We start from the raw sequence: 19023 nt of genomic DNA, 5'->3' as shown, positions 1-19023 counted from the left end.
GAGCACATCCCCTGGAGGCTGTTTTTTTGTGGTTTTGTACAAAGAATGAAAGGGGGAACAGCGCAAAAAAGGCTTTATCAAAATAAAGAATTGTACAATGTGCACATACTTAAACGATTTAAAAATAAAAATAGTTGTGTAAATATTTAAAATAAGAGTAAAAACGAGAAAAACAGAGAATAAGTGATTTAGAATAGAGATTAATGGAAATATATCTGAATTAACAAACTTGAAAACATCTGAAAAGTGGTCTATAAAAGAGAAAAACACACAGAGCCGCTGAGTAAAAATAACTAAAACAGCAGGAATGGCTCAGAAAAAATAAAACAGGCGGATATCCGAAACAAAATAAGAGTGATGGAAAAGATGTACGCTTAAACGTTTAATAACAAAAACCTCATCAAAGGACGAGCAGCCAATGATCTGAGGGCGAAATGCTCCGGGCTGACCGGAGCAAGGAAAGAGATATGAAGGGAGAGCAAGTATGAACGGTGAGAAATTACAGTCCCTGCCTCTTGGTGACATAAGGATAGAGGACGCGTTCTGGGGTAAATATATCCGGCTGGTAAAAGATGTGATTCTCCCTTACCAATGGGAAACACTGAATGACAATGTACCGGATGCAGAGCCAAGCCACTGCATCAAAAACTTCAGAATCGCCGCCGGCGAGGAGAAAGGCACCTTTCAGGGAGCTGTTTTCCAGGATACGGATGTGGCAAAGTGGCTGGAAGCCGCCGCGTTCACCCTGGCTTCCGGCGGAAGGGATGAGATGCTGGAAAGTCTGGCTGATGAAACGATTAAGTTGATCGGTAAGGCCCAGTGTCCTGACGGATACCTGAATACCTATTACACCATTCAGGAGCCGGATCGCAGATGGTCAAACCTGAAAGAAGGGCATGAGCTATACACAGCGGGACATATGATAGAAGCTGCTGTTGCCTATTATGAAGCCACAGGCAAGGACGCGTTTCTGAAGATCGTATCCAGGTTTGCGGATGTTATCTGTGAAAAGTTCGGTCCGGATGAGGGACAGTGCCACGGCTATCCGGGACATCCGGAGGTGGAACTGGCACTGGTGAAGCTCTACCGGGCAACAGGAGAGAAAAGATATCTGGAGGTATCCAAATATTTTGTAGAGCAGAGAGGTGTGGGGGAGAATTACTTCTTCCAGGAGGAAAAAGGTGAGAAATACCGGCAGATCTTCCCGGAATTCAAGGATTACAGCCCGGCATACTCACAATCCCACCTTCCGGTCAGGGAACAGAAGACCGCCGAGGGACACGCAGTGCGTGCCGTATATCTGTACTGTGCCATGGCAGACCTGGCATACGAGTACCGGGATGAATCCCTGCTGGATGCCTGCAGAACCCTGTGGGACAATATGGTGAAGAAGAGAATGTTCATCACAGGAGGCATAGGTTCTTCCGGGCTTCTGGAACGTTTTACCACGGATTATGACCTGCCGAATGACTGTAACTACTCAGAATCCTGTGCATCCATCGGCCTGGCGCTGTTCGGCAGAAGGATGGCCGAGATCACAGGGGAAGCAAAATATATGGATGTGGCGGAGACAGCACTCTATAACACGGTCCTGGCGGGAATCGCCATGGACGGCAGGAGCTTCTTCTATGTAAACCCTCTGGAGGTATGGCCGGACAATTGCCTGGAGAGAACTTCAAAGGAACATGTAAAGCCTGTGCGGCAGAAATGGTTCGGCGTGGCATGCTGCCCGCCAAACATAGCCAGAACGCTGGCATCCCTGGGGCAATACCTGTACGGAAAGGGAAAGGATTCGCTGTACATAAACTTATACGTCTCCAACGAGGCGCAGACTGTCATAAACGGTGTAAAATGCAGCGTAAAGATTGACAGCGGATATCTGGATGACGGCACAGTGAACATAAGTCTTCACCCGGAGCACAAGACAACAGGAACCCTGGCACTTAGGATTCCCGGCTGGGTGAAAACCTACTGTGTATTCCGAAACGGTGAAAAGATCAGAGAGCCAAAGACAGAGAAGGGCTACCTGCTCATAAGCGGTGAGCTGGAGCAGGAAGAGATCACCCTGAAATTTGACATAAAACCAAGATTTGTCCACGCAAACCCAAAAGTACGGGCAGACAGCGGCAAGGCAGCACTTATGAGAGGGCCCCTTGTGTATTGTCTGGAGGAGACGGACAACGGCAGCAACCTGGCATCTGTTTTTGTGGATACGGGACAGGAACTGTCAGAGCATTATGAACCGAAGCTTCTGGGCGGAACCACTGTGATCTGCCTGAAGGGTAAGAAAATAACAGAGTCCTGCTGGGATGACGATACCTTATACCGGGAATGTAAGACAGAACTTGAAGATATTGAATTAAAAGCAGTTCCCTATTGCCACTGGGGCAACCGTACAACCGGCGAGATGCTGGTTTGGATCAAAGAACTGCTGTAACATTTGTATCATACAGAGGGAGAAATCCTCTGATTTGATAAAGGAACGTAACGATTCAGCGACAGCGCTTCACAGCCAGGTGAAAATCACATCACGAAAGACGATCTTACATGGACTTTTGCCCGGAGCTGTGGAGACACTGAAAGTTACAAAGCATCTATAATATTAAGAAACGGAGGCAACAACAATGAAGAAGAAGGTTTTAGCAGCATTACTCAGCGCAGCCATGATCGGCACTATGTTAGCAGGATGCGGATCCAAAGGCGGAGACGACGCAAAAGAGAGCAGCACCAAGGAGACAGGTAAAAGAGAGATGGAAGTGGAAGGTGATGATGTCACCACACTTACTGTCTGGACATTCATTGAGAATCACCAGGATTTCTATACAAATATGGCAGAGAAATGGAATGAGGAAAATCCGGACAAGAAAGTAAAACTGGTTCTTTCCAATATGGCATATGATGATATGCACAACAAATTATCTCTGGCTCTGGAATCCGGCGAGGGTGCTCCCGACGTAGTTGATATTGAGTTAGGTAAATTCCCGGCATTCATGACAGGCGAAGTCGGACTGAAAGACTTATCTGATGTGATCGCACCTTACAAAGAGAACGTGGTTGAGTCCAGACTTGACTTATACTCCAAGGACGGAAAATATTACGGACTGCCCACTCATGTAGGAACAACCGTTGCTTTCTACAACACAGAGGCTCTTGACGCAGCAGGCGTTGATTACACCACGATCAAGACCTGGGATGACTTCAAAGCAGCAGGTGAGAAATACAAAGAAGCTACAGGAAAAACCTTCGCGGCAGCTGAGACAACAGCACAGTGGACTCTGAACCTGATGCTGGCTCAGAAGGGCGGAGACTACATGACAGAGGACGGCAAGCTGGATGTAAACAATGACAAAATGGTAGAGTGCTTACAGTATATGAAAGACATGCAGGCAGCAGGCGCCCTGGATACCATCGCAGGCGGACAGCCGGACAATGAGGAAGCATATCCGTTATTCAACTCCGGTGATGTGGCAGCAGCTATCATGCCGTTCTGGCAGACAAGCCGTTACACAAGCTACATGACAGACCTGAAAGGCAAAGTAGCCATCGCAGCTCCTCCGGTATGGGGTGACAACGACGCGGTTAAGACCATCGGCGGCGGCGGAACAGGTACCGCAGTTGTGGCAGGCAGTGAGAACGCAGACCTGGCAGCAGAAGTATTTGCTTATATCAAACTTTCCGAGACAGCCAACGAGGAAGTATGGAATGTATTGGGATTTGATCCGGTCAACACAGCTCTCTGGACAGACACAGCCATTACAGAGAACCCGGACAATGCATTTATCCAGTATTTCAATACAAAACCATTTGACACACTGAACGAACTGGCTGACGGCATCGGCCTTCTGAAATGCTATACAGACGAGAAAATGCCGTCTGTAAACAACACCTTCTGTACCGTTACACTGAACGATATTTTTGAATCTGACGCAGATGTGAAGACAGCTCTTGATGATGCACAGGATTCCTTAGAGAACGAATTTGCTGAATAAAAATTCATAAGTTATCGCTGCGGCCTGACCGTCGGGTCAGGCTGCAGTTTTGTTGGAGGAGAGAGAAAGGAGTATAAAATGAACAAAGTGAAAAAATTCTTTTACTCACAGAAAGCAGCTCCTTACGTGTTTGTCTTGCCGTTTGTACTTACGGTACTGTTATTCTGGATTTTCCCGATTGGAAACGGCGTACTTTTAAGCTTTCAGGATGTGTTAAAAGATAAATGGGTAGGATTAAAAAACTATGAGAGGCTTCTGTCTGATAAGATTTTCCTGAAGGCAGTTTGGAACAGTGTAAAATATATGATCGGAACCTGCGCGCTGCTGATTCCGTTCCCGCTTTTATTTGCAAGTCTTCTGAACAGTAAATTAATGAAAAAACCCGGATTTTTCAAATCCATTTATTTCCTGCCGGCGCTGACATCCGTCGTTGTTGCAGGTACCATTTTCCGTCTGATCTTCGGAGAAATGGATACAGCTTTGGCAAACCGCGTGATTGAATTGTTCGGACATTCCCCCATCAAATGGCTGAAAGGCCAGTGGACCGGATATTTTGCACTGCTTCTGGTAGCCTGCTGGAGATGGACCGGTGTAAATATTCTCTATTTCCTTGCCGGATTACAGAGTATTTCCACGGATTTATACGAGGCAGCATCCATAGACGGTGCGTCCAAATGGCAGCAGTTCAAAAAAATCTCCTTTCCGCTTGTGAAACCAACAACCGTATACGTGCTGACCATCAGTATCTATGCAGGTCTGTCCATGTTCCTGGAAAGCTACATGTTATGGAAGGGAAACAACTCACCGCAGAATATCGGTCTTACCATTGTGGGATATCTGTACCGCCAGGGTATTGAAAAACGGGCTATGGGTTATGCCTGTGCCGTTGGTCTGGTCTTGCTGATCGTGGTCATGATCGTCAACCTGATTCAGCTTACCGTGACCGGAACATTCAAGAAGGAGGAACGCTGATATGGCTATGGATAAAAACGAAGCAAGAAGAAAAAAAGACAGATTTGCCACAGCAGGTCTGCTCGTCCTTTTTACCATCCTGGCTGTTCTGATCATCCTGCCCATCTATGCCATATTTCTGGCAAGCTTTAAGCCGGGCGGACATCTGCTTCAGTATGGGCTGAATCTGGACCTGGATTTTTCTGTCATGAACCTGGACAACTATGTGCTTCTGTTCACAGGCTCCCATGATTACTGGACCTGGTTTACGAACAGTATCATCCTGACCGTGATCACAGTGGTGCTCACGCTGCTCATCAGCGCGTTCGTGGCATACGGGTTTGCGGCCTATGAATTTAAAGGAAGACAGGTACTCTTTGTGATCGTACTGATCATCCTCTCCATTCCTCTGGAAGTTGTTATGCTTCCTCTGTACAAACAGATCTCAAGCTGGGGAATGATGGATAATTACGGAGCAATTGTGCTTCCCTTCCTGGCTCACGCGTCAACCATCTTCTTCTTCAGGCAGTATCTGCTGGGGCTGCCGAAGTCTCTGATAGAAGCAGGACGTATTGACGGTGCCACAGAGTACGGTATTTTCTTCAAACTGATCATTCCGATCATGAAGCCGGCTTTTGCCGCAATGGCTATTTTAAATGGTATGAATGCATGGAACAACTACCTGTGGCCGCTGCTGGTGATTCGTTCTTCTGAAAAGTATACGCTGACCCTTGGTCTGAACACCCTGATCAACCCTTACGGAGATAATTACAGCCTGCTGGTAGTGGGTTCCTTCTTCTCCATTGTGCCGATCTTCATCCTGTTCGTATGCTTCCAGAAGTATTTCATCGAAGGTATGACAGCCGGCGCTGTAAAAGAGTGACAAGGGAAAGCACAAGTTTACCGGACTTCCATACAAGTGTTATAATTACCCCATAGTACATGACTTATTTTAGGAGGATTTGATTTTATGAGCAGACGTGCAAAGATGGTGCTGGACAAGGAATTCCGTATCGCACCTGTGGACAAGAGGATTTACGGTTCCTTCATTGAGCATCTGGGACGTGCCGTGTACGAAGGCATCTATCAGCCGGGACATCCGGCTGCGGACAAGGACGGATTCCGTCAGGACGTGGTACAGCTTGTAAAGGAGCTGGACGTACCCATCATCCGCTATCCGGGCGGAAACTTTGTCTCCAATTTCTACTGGGAGGATTCCGTAGGTCCGGTGGAGGAACGTCCAAACCGCCTGGAACTGGCCTGGAGAAGCCTGGAGAAAAATGAGGTTGGCCTCAACGAATTTTCAAAATGGGCAAAACAGGTGAACTCAGAGGTGATGATGGCAGTGAACCTGGGCACAAGGGGGATCTCCGATGCCTGCAATCTGCTGGAATACTGCAACCACCCGTCAGGAACAAAATACAGTGATATGCGTGTCAGACACGGAGTGAAAGACCCGCACAACATCAAAGTATGGTGCCTGGGAAATGAGATGGACGGCCCCTGGCAGATCGGTCATAAGACCATGGAGGAGTACGGACGTCTGGCTGAGGAGACCGCAAAGGCAATGCGCCTGATCGACCCGTCTATTGAGCTGGTATCCTGCGGAAGCTCCAACCGGGATATGCCTACATTCCCTGACTGGGAGGCAGTTACACTTTCCCATACATATGACTACGTGGATTATATCTCCATGCATCAGTATTACGGAAACCGGGATGATGACAGCAATGATTTTCTGGCACAGTCAGATGATATGGATGATTTCATCCGCACCATCATTTCCACCTGTGACTATGTAAAGGCTAAAAAACGTAGTAAGAAGGTTATGAATCTGAGCTTTGATGAATGGAATGTATGGTTCCACTCCAACGCGGCGGATGATGACATCACAGAGAACCATCCGTGGCAGGTGGCACCGCCCATGCTGGAGGATATCTACAACTTCGAGGATGCCCTGTTGGTGGGCCTGATGCTCATCACTTTGATCAGACACGCAGACCGTGTGAAGATGGCATGCCTTGCGCAGCTTGTGAACGTGATCGCACCCATCATGACAGATGCCGCAGGCGGCGCCTGGAAACAGACCATTTTCTATCCGTTTATGCACGCATCCAAATACGGACGCGGTGTGGCTCTTCTGCCTGTTATGAACAGTACAAAACATGCCACGGCAAAACACGATGAGATCACTGACGTGGAATCTGTAGCTGTCTACAATGAGGAGGCAGATGAGGTGACCATCTTTGCCGTGAATCGTAACCTGGAGGAAGATGTGGAACTTAGCACAGATGTGAGAAGCTTTGAGGGATACCGTATCCTGGAACACATCGTTCTGGAAAATGAAGACCTGAAAGCAGTCAACGGCCTGGGAATGGAAAAAGTCGCTCCCGCCAATGCGGATAACCGCAGCAGCCTGGATGACGGCGTCATGACCAGTGTACTGAAAAAAGCATCCTGGAATGTGATACGTCTGGGGAAATAGAGTGAAAAACAGAATCGAATAATGTCTACCGCACAGCCTGTAAAAGTGATATAATACAACATTACAGGCTGTGCGTTTTTTTGTACCGGGCACAGGTGAAAGAGGAGAATGTGATGAGACAAAAGACAAGAGATATGACAAGCGGGAAGCCGGCAGGTATCATCGTTTCCTTTGCCCTTCCCCTCATGCTGGGAAACGTATTCCAGCAGCTATATACCGTGATGGACAGTGTCATTGTAGGGCGCGGCGTGGGTGTGGAGGCTCTTGCAGCCCTTGGAACTTCAGACTGGCTGAGTTTTACGGCCATGGGAGGGATCACAGGCGTGGCCCAGGGCTTTTCCGTACTCATTGCCCAGTGCTTCGGGGCAAAAGATGAAAAACGCCTGAAAAAGGCAGTGGCAATGTCCGTGTGGACGGGAAGCCTGATCACTCTGCTGATCATGGCTCTGTTCATCGGCAATCTGTCCCGCCTGCTTGGCCTGCTTCGTGTGCCGGATAATATCCGCCAGCCGGCCCATAATTATCTGCTGATCCTCATGTTCGGACTGGTGGCAACGGCTCTTTACAATATCTGCTCCGGTATCCTGCGGGCCATGGGGGACAGCCAGACGCCGCTGCGGGCCATGATAGGAGCTTCTGCCGTTAATATTATCCTGGACCTTATCTTTGTCCTGGTATTTCACTGGGGCGTGGAGGGCGCAGCGCTGGGAACTGTGCTGGCCCAGGTATGTTCAGGCGCCATCTGCTTTTGGCAGCTTAAAAAGTACGGTATCTGGAATATAGAAAAAGCGGACTGGAAATGGGATTGGGAGATGGCAGGGCATCTGCTGGGCCTTGGCATACCCGTGGCATTCCAGAATGTGATCATCGGTTTCGGAGGCATTGTCATCCAGTATGTCATCAACGGATTCGGCCTTTTATATGTAGCCGGTTTTACGGCAACCAACAAGCTGTACGGTCTTCTGGAGCTGGCGGCAGTCTCCTTTGGCTACGCCACATCCTCCTTTGTGGGACAGAACCTGGGGGCAGGGAAATACGGCAGAATCAAGGAAGGTGTCCGTGCCTCAGCGAAGATATCCATAGGGATCGCAGTTGCCATCGGTGCTGTGCTTCTCCTTTTCGGGCGCAGTATCCTGAAAATATTTATCTCCCCGGAGGCATCCAATGCATCAGAAGTGCTGACCATTGCATATAATTATCTGGCGGTCATGGGGGCAACACTGATCATTCTCTATCTGCTCCATATTTACCGCTCCGCCCTGCAGGGCATGGGTGATACCCTCATTCCCATGTGCTCCGGAATCGCGGAGCTGGTCATGAGAATCCTTATTGCGCTCCTTCTGCCCCTTATAATAGGAAAAGAGGGCATCTATTTTGCCGAGACAGGTGCCTGGCTGGGCGCCATGGTGATCCTCATAGGTGCGTACAGAAAGCGGATACGGCGGTTTGATTAAGATGCTGCTCACACGCCGCTGTCCCGCCGGACACGGAGCGGACAGTAAGCTGATGAGGGAATTGACTATTTACAACACTGCTTTTTTATAATAAAATAAAAAACAGTTGTTATCCGCCGAAAACGGGCAGATGCAGACATTCCATAGAACATAAAAAACGGGAGGAAAGAGACATGGGAAAAGTAACAATACCAGAGAAGTATCATTCATGCTTATCCAGCTATGAGACACAGGAAGCGATTGGTATCATCAAGAATCTGATGCAGAAGAAACTATGTTTGGCTTTAAATCTGAAAAGAGTGACAGCGCCGGTTTTCGTAGATCCGGCTTCCGGTCTGAATGATGATCTGAACGGTGTGGAGCGCCCTGTAACATTTGATATCCCGGATGCAAATATGAATGCCCAGGTCGTGCATTCCCTGGCAAAATGGAAACGTATGGCCCTTTACCGCTATGATTTTCATGTGGGAAAAGGAATCCTCTGCGATATGAACGCCATCCGAAGGGATGAGGAGCTTGACAATCTGCACTCCGCGTATGTGGACCAGTGGGACTGGGAAAAGATCATCACAGCGGAAGACAGGAACCTGGATTATCTGAAGGATACGGTGACCAGAATCGTGAACTCCATCTGCAACGCGCTGGAAGAGGTGAAATACCACTATGAAAACCTGGACACAGAGCTGTGCCGTGAGGTGTCCTTCATCACTTCCCAGGAACTGGAGGATATGTATCCTGACCTGACGCCGAAGGAGAGGGAGAACGCCTACGCCAGGGAGAAGAAGACGATCTTCATCATGCAGATCGGTGACCTGTTAAAATCAGGGGAAAAGCATGACGGCCGGGCACCGGACTATGATGACTGGAAATTAAACGGTGACCTGTTGTTCTGGCATGAGCCTCTGCAGTGTGCCATGGAGATTTCATCCATGGGAATCCGTGTGGATGCCAAAACCCTCAGTGAACAGCTTGATAAAGCCGGATGCAATGAGCGCAGGAACCTGACTTTCCACAAAATGCTTTTAAACAACGAACTGCCCCTCACTATCGGCGGCGGCATCGGCCAGTCCAGGGTGTGCATGCTTCTTCTGCAGAAGGTACATGTGGGAGAGGTACAGTCCTCCATCTGGGACGAAGCTACCCTGACTGCCTGCAGCAATGCCGGTGTTGAAATCTTATAAAGAGGAAAGATATATGGATATTCAAAATATACTGCTCCAGGTGAAAAGCGGAGAGATGTCTCTTGAAACCGCGGAGCAAATGCTGGAAAAGATACCTTACGAGGACCTGGGCTATGCAAAGCTTGACCATCACCGCAGAATCCGTTCCGGGTTCGGTGAAGTAGTGTTCTGTTCCGGAAAAGCCACGGACCACCTGGTAGGCATTTATCAGCATTTTTACCAGCAGGACGGCTGTGTCCTGGGCACAAGAGCCAGAGAGGACCAGTATCTTGCTGTGAAGGAGGTACTTCCCCAGGTACAGTACGACCCCCTTTCCCATATCCTTGTCATTGAGAAGGAGAATGCGGCAAAAGAGGGATGCGTGGCTGTCTGTACCGGCGGTACGTCCGACATTCCGGTGGCCGAGGAGGCAGCCAGGACCGCAGAGTATTTTGGCGCCAATGTGGAGCGTATTTACGATGTAGGTGTAGCGGGAATCCACCGCCTTCTCTCCCAGCAGGACCGTCTGCGCCACGCCAACGCCATTGTGGCCGTGGCCGGAATGGAGGGCGCCCTGGCCGGTGTGGTTGCCGGCCTTGTGGAGGTGCCGGTCATTGCAGTGCCCACCTCCATAGGATATGGAGCCAACTTCGGCGGACTGTCAGCCCTTCTGACCATGCTGAATTCCTGTGCGGAAGGGATTTCGGTGGTGAATATAGACAATGGGTTCGGAGGAGGATATATGGGAGCCCAGATAAACCGGCTGATATGCAGAAAATAAAATATGATTTTATACAGAAAAAGGACACTTCGGCTGAGGTGTCCTTTTTCTGTGTGTTTATTCATATTTTCTGAAGACCCTGGTGAGCGGAAAAGCCTGACAGTATGCCAGAAAAGAACTGCCGAAAAGTACAAGAAGGATACGGAAAAACGGGTTGACATAAAATAGAAGCACTGTGGCGGCCGCCATAAGAAGCAGGAGAACGGTCTGCTTTGGATTTGAGAGTGCCAGCAGTACCGCATTCTTAAGCGTTCTCCTGATAGGATTTTCAAAGCGGGCATTCAGCGCAAAGGCGTACATCAGGGAAAGGACATATAAGGCTGTACAGAATGTAAGGAGCACCAGCACAGCATTTCCCATCCATGTATTCATCTGCAGCCAGAAGGCGAAATGAAACAGCAGCAGGGCGCCGGTAATAAAGTAGAAAAGAGCCAGAAAGCAGGAGGATCTGAAGTTCTCCTTCACAGCGCGCATATATGTGCGGACCATATCGCCATGTTCTCCTCTGACCTCCCCAAGGACAACTGAGAAGAGAGCACATACGGCAGGACCGATCGTGACCACAGGGATACAGCTTACCAGGAAGACAAGATTGAGTAATGTAAAATCAGCAAGCGTGCCCAGAAATTGAAAAACAGGACTGTCAATGTTGAATTTCATAGAAACCTCCTTTACCTTAACAGGTATTTATTGTATTAGAGTCTGCCGGGAGTGGTTTTTTAGACTGTTCCGGTTACTGAATTCATAGTAGGGGAGAACCGGCCAAAAAACTATAGAAAAGAATCGAGATAAAATACAGAACAAAATAGAGATTTGCCAAAAACACCTGTAAAAATATGATTTTCTCCATATCAGCAGTCCGATTTGGACGGTATTCCGGCAAAACATAGAATGTTACAATAATCGTGACTTGAAGATAAGCTGCAGCAAAATAAAATAGAAGGAGATAGAAAGAATGAGAAAATCATCTACCCAGAGCCGCAGGCTGTTCTACTGCATTGTACCGTTCATTATACTGAGCTTCCTGTTCTCTTACTTTCCACTGCACGGATGGATCTATGCGCTGTTTGATTATAAGCCTCCGCTTAAATTGTCACAATGTGATTTTGTAGGCTTGAAGTGGTTCAAAACTCTTTTTGCCAACAAAACACAGGTTGCACAGATGGTGCAGGTAATGAAGAACACATTTGCCATGAGCCTGCTGGGAATCCTCACATCCATGCTGCCCATAGGATTTGCTGTTTTCCTGAATGAGATCAAATGCAAATGGTTCAAGAATCTGGTACAGACCCTGACCACCCTTCCCAATTTCATAAGCTGGGTGCTTGTGTATTCTGTGGCATTCAGCCTTTTCACAGACAGCGGTATGGTAAATACTCTGCTGCAGAATCTGGGCATCATTACCTCACCCATCCGTTTTTTGGACAGCGATGCCCATACATATCTGTGGATGACACTTTGGAATCTTTGGAAAGGGCTCGGCTGGGGGGCCATTATGTATCTGGCAGCGATTGCCGGCATTGACGCGGAGCTCTATGAGGCCGCGAGAGTGGATGGTGCCAACAGGTTCCAGTTAATGCGAAATATTACGCTGCCTGCACTTATGCCCACGTTTTTTGTACTGCTCATGATGTCGGTAGCCAACTTCCTGAATAATGGCATGGACCAGTATTATGTGTTCCAGAACTCTTTCAATAAAGAACATATTCAGGTGTTGGATCTTTACGTGTATAATATAGGTATGACAGGGAGCAGCTTGTCACTGGCTACTGCAATCAGTATGCTGAAAAGTATTATCAGCGTTACCCTTCTGGTACTTGTTAACCTGGTTTCCAAGAAGACTCGCGGAGAGTCTATCATTTAGAAGGGGGAAGTTTTATGAAGGCAGATGTGAAAAAGCGCAGAAAGATAAAACCGGGTGATATGGTATTCCAGATTGTGAATTATCTGGTATTTCTCATAATTACTCTGATTTGTGTCTATCCGTTTTACTATATGATCGTCAACACCATAAGTGCCAATGACCTGAGCTCCAACGGTCTGATCAATTTCCTGCCGAAATCGGTTCACTTTGATAATTACAGGCAGGTACTCATGCTGGACGGACTGTCTACAGCGGCTTTGGTTTCCCTTGGAAGGACTGTGCTGGGAACTGCTTGTACGGTACTAGCCTCAGCATTTTTGGGATTTATGTTTACACAGGAGAGATTATGGCACAGAAAATTCTGGTACAGGTTCTTTGTGATCACCATGTATTTCAATGCCGGTTTGATACCCATGTTCATCACCATGCAGACACTGCATCTGACGAATACCTTTTGGGTATATGTGATCCCGGCCATTGTACAGCCGTTCAATATCATACTTGTGAAAACTTATATTGAGTCCATGCCAAAATCCCTGCAGGAGGCAGCGGAGATTGATGGAGCCGGAATCTTCACAATATTCGGGAAGATCATCCTGCCCACAGCAAAACCGATACTGGCTACAGTCGCAATCTTCTCGGCGGTGGGACAGTGGAATTCTTTTCAGGATACCCTCCTTTACATAACCGATCAGAAGTTGTACTCCCTGCAGTATCTTCTGTATACATATATTAACCAGGCCAGTTCCCTGGCCGCTATGGTGCGGAATAATGGCACTGGCGCCATAAATGCGATGACACTTGCCACACAGCAGACGCCGACGTCTATTCGCATGACAGTATCCGTAATCGTGGTGCTTCCAATATTATTTGTTTATCCTGTGTTCCAGAGGTTCTTTGTAAAAGGAATCATGATTGGATCTGTGAAAGGATGAGAGGAGATAGAAAATGAAAAAACGTTTGATTGGTATATTTTTGTGTCTTACTATGACAGTATCTGTTGTTTTGTCAGGATGCGGAGAAGAAAAGAGCGCTTCCGCAGGCAGCAGCAACAGCAAATATAAAGAATTCATCACAGTGGACGTATTTGACGCCCTGGCAAATTACCAGGGAATCCAGTCTGGCTGGTTTGCGAAAGTGGTGAGGGATAAGTTCAATATGGAGCTCAATATCATTGCGCCCAATGTGGCGGGTGGAGGCGATACCTTGTTCCAGACACGTTCAGCAGCAGGCAACCTGGGCGATCTGATCATTGCAGGTGCAGACAACGGTCGCTTCAGTAATATGGTAAAAGCGGGGCTTCTGGCTGATATGACGGAATTGCTGGAAGATAAAGAGATCATGAAAAATTATGAGACAGCGATCAAGAAGGTCAATGAGAGTGCCGGCCAGGAGGGGATTTTCGGCATTCCCAGTGAGATATCCAACCAGTCACCGGAGGTATCTGCAGATGGGATCGAGCCTCTGGTATCCCCCTATGTGAGATGGGATTCTTATAAGGAAGCCGGATATCCACAGATGAAGACGCTTGAAGATTTCATCCCTGTTATGAAAGCCATGCAGGAGAATACACCGCAGAGTGATTCCGGCAAACCAACCTATGCCATCTCTCTGTTCAAGGACTGGGATGGAAATATGATGGTGGGGGCAAAAAACTATGCTTCCTTATATGGATATAACGAGCTGGGGTTCGTGCTGTCCAAAGCGGACGGCAGTGATGATCAGGATGTGGTGTCAAGTGATGGTGTGTATGTACAGGCACTGAGGTTCCTTTTTGAAGCTAACCAGGCAGGTCTTGTGGATCCGGAGTCCACCACACAGAATTATGATATCCTCTCAAATAAATATCGGGATGGTCAGATACTTACCTCTCTGTGGTCTTATCAGGGGCCGGCCTTTTACAATACCGCAGAGCGGAAAAAGGAAGGAAAGGGCTTTATGCCGGCATTTATTGAAGACAGTTCTCCCTTCTCCTTTGGCTGTTATGCAGAGGGAAATGGAAAGACCATCATAGGGATCGGTAGCCAGGCAAAGGATCCTGAGAGGATGGCAGATTTCATTGACTGGCTGTACTCACCGGAAGGCATGGAAATTGGCGGACAGTCCGGAGGCGGAGCAGGACCGGAGGGACTGACCTGGGAGATCAAGGACGACAGAGCTGTGCGTACAGAATTTGGAGATAAGGCACTTGCAGGTGAGAAGGTGGAAGTCCCTGAAGAGTGGGGCGGCGGTGAATGGACAGACGGCGGCCCGGCACTAAACTTTAAGCCTCTGTCACCTGTTGACATTGACCCTAGAATTGGCGAGCCCTATCTATCCACCATGTGGTCATCCGTGCTGGAGAAAAACACCACACCGCTGGATACTGACTGGCAGGATAAGTCCGGAGGGGCAAAGACTACCATAGAGTTTCTGGAAAGCAAAGATGCCCTGTCAGTTTCGCCGGGAACCTCTTATATACAACCGGAGGAGTCATCGGATATCACTACACTCAGAAACCAGTGTAAGACAGTCATTGTGGATGATTCGTGGAAGATGGTATTTGCCAAAGATGAGACGGAATTTGAAAGTATTCTGAAACACATGCAGGATACAGTCAAGGGACTCGGCTACGAGGAGGTTCTGGAGCTGGATATGAAAAATGCAAAAGAACAGTCAGCCTGCAGGATTCAAGCAGTGGAGGAGTATAACAGCAGAAATAAATAACAAACGCAGAGACAGCGAAACCGGTCGAAAGGTTTCGCTGTTTCTGCATGAACGGTGCATTTTTATTCCTGTGTATGTGACTTCCGGTATTCCGCCGGACTCATGCCTACATATTTTTTGAATTTTTTGTGGAAATAATCTACATTTGTATAACCTACAAGCTGGGAGATCTCATAGACTTTATAATCGTGGTCAAGGAGCAGCTTTTTGGAGTTTTCTATGCGGACTTCGTCTATATAGACGTTGAAATTCCTGCCGGCAGCCTTGCTGAAGACTTTGCCCAGATAGGAGCTGTTGTATCCGAACAGCTCGGCGAGGGTTCCAAGCTTCAGATTTTCCTGGTAGTTGTGCCGGATGTACTGGAGGATTCCATCCATAACGCTCTCCTTTGTGGGGGAGCCTATGGCATTCATGGCCATCTCAAACTGAATAGTGAAGAACTGCAGTATTTCATACAGGTAGCATTTCTCTTCCAGGGTGCTTATAATGGCTGCATTGTTTGGAAATGGAATATCCATGCTGCCGTAGGTGTGTGTGATTATGGACTTTACCTGGATCATAATATCAGCCAGAAAGTGTTTTAAAAGGGATATCTCCGTATCTGTATGATACAGAGCATCTTTCAGCTCATCCAGTGTTTCAAGGAGCATATGCCGGTTCCCGGATTTTATATAGTTAGAGATACGCTGGGAATAGATATCCTCCGGGACAGTGCTCTGTGAAAGAACAGGTGCCTCCTTCGGCAGGTCCCCACAGCCCAGCACATGCTGGTTAAAACGGCAGAAGAATCTGCGTTTCATCAGAAGTTCGGCATCCTCGTAAGAGGTGTGGATCTGATCCACAGAATATACAGGCCTTCCATAGGTGAGAAACAGGGAATCCAGAGGGGAACCTTTCTGTGGCTGGCTGATATGATGTTCAACCAGTTCCTGAAAACGGTTCAGCGCAAATTCTCCTTTCAGAATGATGACGTTCCGGTTATCCATTCTAATATAATCCAGGGAATTATGGTTCCTGTTGGCAAGTCTCAGGATACCGGCAAAATCCCATGTGGTCTGAAAAGATTCCTGATTGTAGTTGGTGTATATAACGGCCTGATAGACAGAGGATTCCAGCATAATGTCATGGTAGTCCAGCAGGTCATAGTTGGCTTTGCCGCAGAGAACGTCCTGCAGGATGGATTCTCTTGCCCGGTCACGGTACTGGACCAGTTTTTTCCGGGTCTCCTGTTCTTTTTGAATGGAATCCCTGGCTTCCAGAACGGCTTTTTCCAATTCATCCTCGTCAATTGGTTTGGTGAGATAACAGGTCACACCGAAACGGATGGCTTCCTGCGCATAGGAAAAGTCAGAGTATCCGCTCAGAATGATAAAACGCCCCCGGAAGCCCCTTTCCTTTGCCTGCTTTACCACTTCAAGCCCGGAAAGTTTGGGCATACGGATATCCAGCAGGACCACGTCAGGATGTGATTTTAATATCTGTTCCAGTGTGTTCTGGCCGTTTTTGCCCTCACCGCAAATAAAAAATCCGAGTTTTTCCCAATCCAGAAGGTAACGGATACCTTCTCTGACATCTATTTCATCATCAGCGATAAAAAGTTTCATTCTTCTTTCTCCCTTCCGAATTTCTGTGCAGGCAGAACCATGGTGATCAGAGTGCCGCGCTGTTTCCTGCTTTTAGCTTTCAGTCCGTATCCGGGGCCGTAACATAGCACAATTCTCTGGTAAATGTTAAAAAGCCCGATGCTTTTGGTGGATTCTTTTGGGTGCTGGTAAATATTTCGGTTCATCTGTTCCAGTTCCCCGGGTGTCATGCCGCAGCCGTTATCGAAAATTTCGATGTATAGTTTTTTTTCTTTTATATGGATGTGGATAATGATCTTACCGTTCTGTTCCACCTCCTCCAGCCCATGCAGGATAGCATTTTCTACTATGGGCTGCAGCAGGAGAGGCAGGATCTGATATTCTGACAGGTTCATATCCGGCGGCGTCCTCAGGGAATAGTTCACCCTGTCATGAAAACGCAACTTCTGAATCGCCAGATAAGTCTGGATATAGTCCAGCTCTTTTGCCAGGGTGCTAAAGGAGGTGGCAGTATTCTCCAATACATACCGCATGGATTTTCCGAGGAGTTTTACGGCAGTGGCTACATCTGTATTGCCGGCCTTCAGGGAACGCATGCGTATGGTTTCCAGTGTGTTGTATAGAAAATGCGGATTTATCTGGCTGGCCAGCATTTTGAATTCCATGCGCTGCTGCTGGTTGGTAAGCTCCTGGGCTTTGATCTGTGCCTCATACACGGAGGCCTCCTTGCGCAGAATGTCCTGCACCATCACATTCAGGTCCGCAAAAGCTTCCGAAATCTCATCCTCACCGTGAAAAGTATCTGTGATATGGTAACTACCCTGGCTGGCCTTGTGCATGGACTCCCTCAGTGTAATAACACGTCGGCTGAAATACCGGGAGAAGATGTAAATAAAAGTGCTGGTGATGAAGAGGATCAGCAGCAGAATTGCCAGGTATATTCTGGTGATTTTATTGATGTATGGGTATCCGTCATAATTAAGGGATGCCGCGTGGAATATGTCATCGGAGTAAGCGGTGGACATGGATGAGACGCATCCGATGACACTGTAATCCTGCAAACGTATTTTTCCTAGATAATATCCGGTGGGGCCTTTGGCATACGCTTCCAGATTGGTATCTATGGCGCGGCGGTCGCTGCAGTAGAAGATTTCATCACCTTCCAGCCACAGTACCGTGTTTAGTGTACTGTTTTCTATTCTGTTCTTGATATGGTTGCTGCTCACTGTCAGATTGAGAATCGCGTAGCTGTTGATCTGAGGCAGAAAGATTCTGGAGTGCAGGCATAGCATAAGTGATTCGTTTCCGAAGTCATCTGCCACCATCTCCTCTGTCCAGAATGGAGTCATGGTTTTGGAGGCCCTTTCAAACCAGTCTTCTTTCTGGATATCATCTGTTATCTGGTGAATATATTTCCCTTCCCCAAGCGTTGTGTTAAAGGTATAGACAGATAAATGCTGGATAGATACATCCTCAGACAGAAGAGTGCGGAAGCCATCATATGCCTCCATTGCCTGTGCAGACTCGCCCGGTGATGAATAGGAGGAGACAAGCAGACGGACCAGTTCATTGTCAGAGGCCAGGGACTCCGCTTTGTTATGCAGGTTGGCGGTCAGGTCAAGGAGGAGGGACTTGACCCTCAGATTATCAGAATGTGACTGGTCTTCATAGTGTTCCAGGAGCAGAGCGCGTGTATTATAGACAAGGTAATTTCCAATAGTAATAACAGGGATGAAAATAGCAATAAAAAAGATGATATAAAGCTGCTTCTGTACCCTGATCTTTGTAAAAACATCCAATATCTTCTTTCGTGTCATAGAGGATTCCGCCCTTTCTTTCTTGCTTTTATTATATCGGCTTTCCGGAAGAATGAAAAGCTGATAAGAAAAAAAGATACGGTAATTTTTGGTGGTGTTTTATATCTATTTTTAGAGGGATCCTCTGATTTCTTGCGTGTTTTCCCTTGAATTATATCAGTAGGCAGGGGACCGGCTCTCAACTATAATTCAAGTCAGAAGTAAGTTTACACTGTATGACACAAAAGGAGGAA

At 47.6% G+C, this 19023-nt stretch carries 15 protein-coding genes; 12 read left to right on the top strand and 3 right to left on the bottom strand.

The window, feature by feature from the left end:
- Window positions 1–484 precede the first annotated feature (484 nt).
- From WMO65_RS13005 to larB, 9 genes are all read left to right on the top strand, one after another.
- Window positions 485–2437, top strand: a complete 1953-nt coding sequence (locus tag WMO65_RS13005) for a glycoside hydrolase family 127 protein (protein WP_148392818.1) — start codon at window positions 485–487, stop codon at window positions 2435–2437.
- 34 nt (window positions 2438–2471) lie between these two features.
- Window positions 2472–2600, top strand: coding sequence for a hypothetical protein (locus tag WMO65_RS13000; protein WP_255611035.1), 129 nt, complete (start codon window positions 2472–2474; stop codon window positions 2598–2600).
- A 24-nt stretch (window positions 2601–2624) separates the two neighbouring features.
- Window positions 2625–3989: an ABC transporter substrate-binding protein gene (locus WMO65_RS12995; protein WP_033141429.1), complete on the top strand. Its 1365-nt coding sequence runs from the start codon at window positions 2625–2627 to the stop codon at window positions 3987–3989.
- A gap of 78 nt (window positions 3990–4067) precedes the next feature.
- Complete coding sequence (locus WMO65_RS12990; protein WP_148392819.1) at window positions 4068–4961, top strand: carbohydrate ABC transporter permease; 894 nt, start codon at window positions 4068–4070, stop codon at window positions 4959–4961.
- 1 nt (window position 4962) lies between these two features.
- Window positions 4963–5823, top strand: coding sequence for a carbohydrate ABC transporter permease (locus WMO65_RS12985; RefSeq protein ID WP_033141427.1), 861 nt, complete (start codon window positions 4963–4965; stop codon window positions 5821–5823).
- A gap of 87 nt (window positions 5824–5910) precedes the next feature.
- Window positions 5911–7425: an arabinosylfuranosidase ArfA gene (gene arfA / locus WMO65_RS12980; RefSeq protein WP_033141426.1), complete on the top strand. Its 1515-nt coding sequence runs from the start codon at window positions 5911–5913 to the stop codon at window positions 7423–7425.
- Between the two features lie 113 nt (window positions 7426–7538).
- Window positions 7539–8879 (top strand): MATE family efflux transporter, encoded by a 1341-nt coding sequence (locus tag WMO65_RS12975; protein ID WP_148392820.1) that lies wholly within the window; start codon window positions 7539–7541, stop codon window positions 8877–8879.
- 173 nt (window positions 8880–9052) lie between these two features.
- Window positions 9053–10060, top strand: coding sequence for an aspartate--ammonia ligase (asnA, locus tag WMO65_RS12970; RefSeq protein WP_033141424.1), 1008 nt, complete (start codon window positions 9053–9055; stop codon window positions 10058–10060).
- Between the two features lie 13 nt (window positions 10061–10073).
- On the top strand, window positions 10074–10820 hold the full coding sequence (larB, locus tag WMO65_RS12965) for a nickel pincer cofactor biosynthesis protein LarB (RefSeq protein ID WP_033141423.1): 747 nt from the start codon (window positions 10074–10076) through the stop codon (window positions 10818–10820).
- Between the two features lie 57 nt (window positions 10821–10877).
- On the opposite strand, the gene WMO65_RS12960 is transcribed toward larB, so the two are convergent.
- Entirely contained in the window at window positions 10878–11480 is a 603-nt protein-coding gene (locus WMO65_RS12960; RefSeq protein WP_148392821.1) for a YesL family protein, read from the bottom strand.
- 295 nt (window positions 11481–11775) lie between these two features.
- Between WMO65_RS12960 and WMO65_RS12955 the strand changes: the two genes are divergently transcribed.
- The 3 genes from WMO65_RS12955 to WMO65_RS12945 are packed head-to-tail and all read left to right on the top strand — an operon-like array spanning window position 11776 to window position 15390.
- Window positions 11776–12684: an ABC transporter permease subunit gene (locus WMO65_RS12955; protein ID WP_148392822.1), complete on the top strand. Its 909-nt coding sequence runs from the start codon at window positions 11776–11778 to the stop codon at window positions 12682–12684.
- A 14-nt stretch (window positions 12685–12698) separates the two neighbouring features.
- A complete protein-coding gene (locus WMO65_RS12950; protein WP_148392823.1) occupies window positions 12699–13619 on the top strand; it encodes a carbohydrate ABC transporter permease in 921 nt (306 codons plus the stop codon).
- Between the two features lie 13 nt (window positions 13620–13632).
- Window positions 13633–15390: an extracellular solute-binding protein gene (locus WMO65_RS12945; protein ID WP_148392824.1), complete on the top strand. Its 1758-nt coding sequence runs from the start codon at window positions 13633–13635 to the stop codon at window positions 15388–15390.
- Window positions 15391–15452: 62 nt separating this feature from the next.
- On the opposite strand, the gene WMO65_RS12940 is transcribed toward WMO65_RS12945, so the two are convergent.
- Both WMO65_RS12940 and WMO65_RS12935 read right to left on the bottom strand, forming a co-directional pair.
- Window positions 15453–16994 carry a response regulator transcription factor gene (locus WMO65_RS12940; protein ID WP_148392825.1) on the bottom strand — a complete coding sequence of 514 codons (1542 nt, stop codon included), beginning with the start codon at window positions 16992–16994 and terminating at the stop codon, window positions 15453–15455.
- Window positions 16991–18790, bottom strand: a complete 1800-nt coding sequence (locus WMO65_RS12935; protein ID WP_148392826.1) for a sensor histidine kinase — start codon at window positions 18788–18790, stop codon at window positions 16991–16993. The genes WMO65_RS12940 and WMO65_RS12935 overlap by 4 nt, the downstream gene beginning before the upstream one ends.
- Between the last annotated feature and the right edge of the window lie 233 nt (window positions 18791–19023).

This window comes from Blautia caccae, assembly GCF_040095955.1.
GTDB lineage: Bacteria > Bacillota > Clostridia > Lachnospirales > Lachnospiraceae > Blautia > Blautia celeris.
The sequence above is the reverse complement of the archived record's forward strand: the minus strand, read 5'-3'. Positions and strand labels throughout refer to the sequence as shown.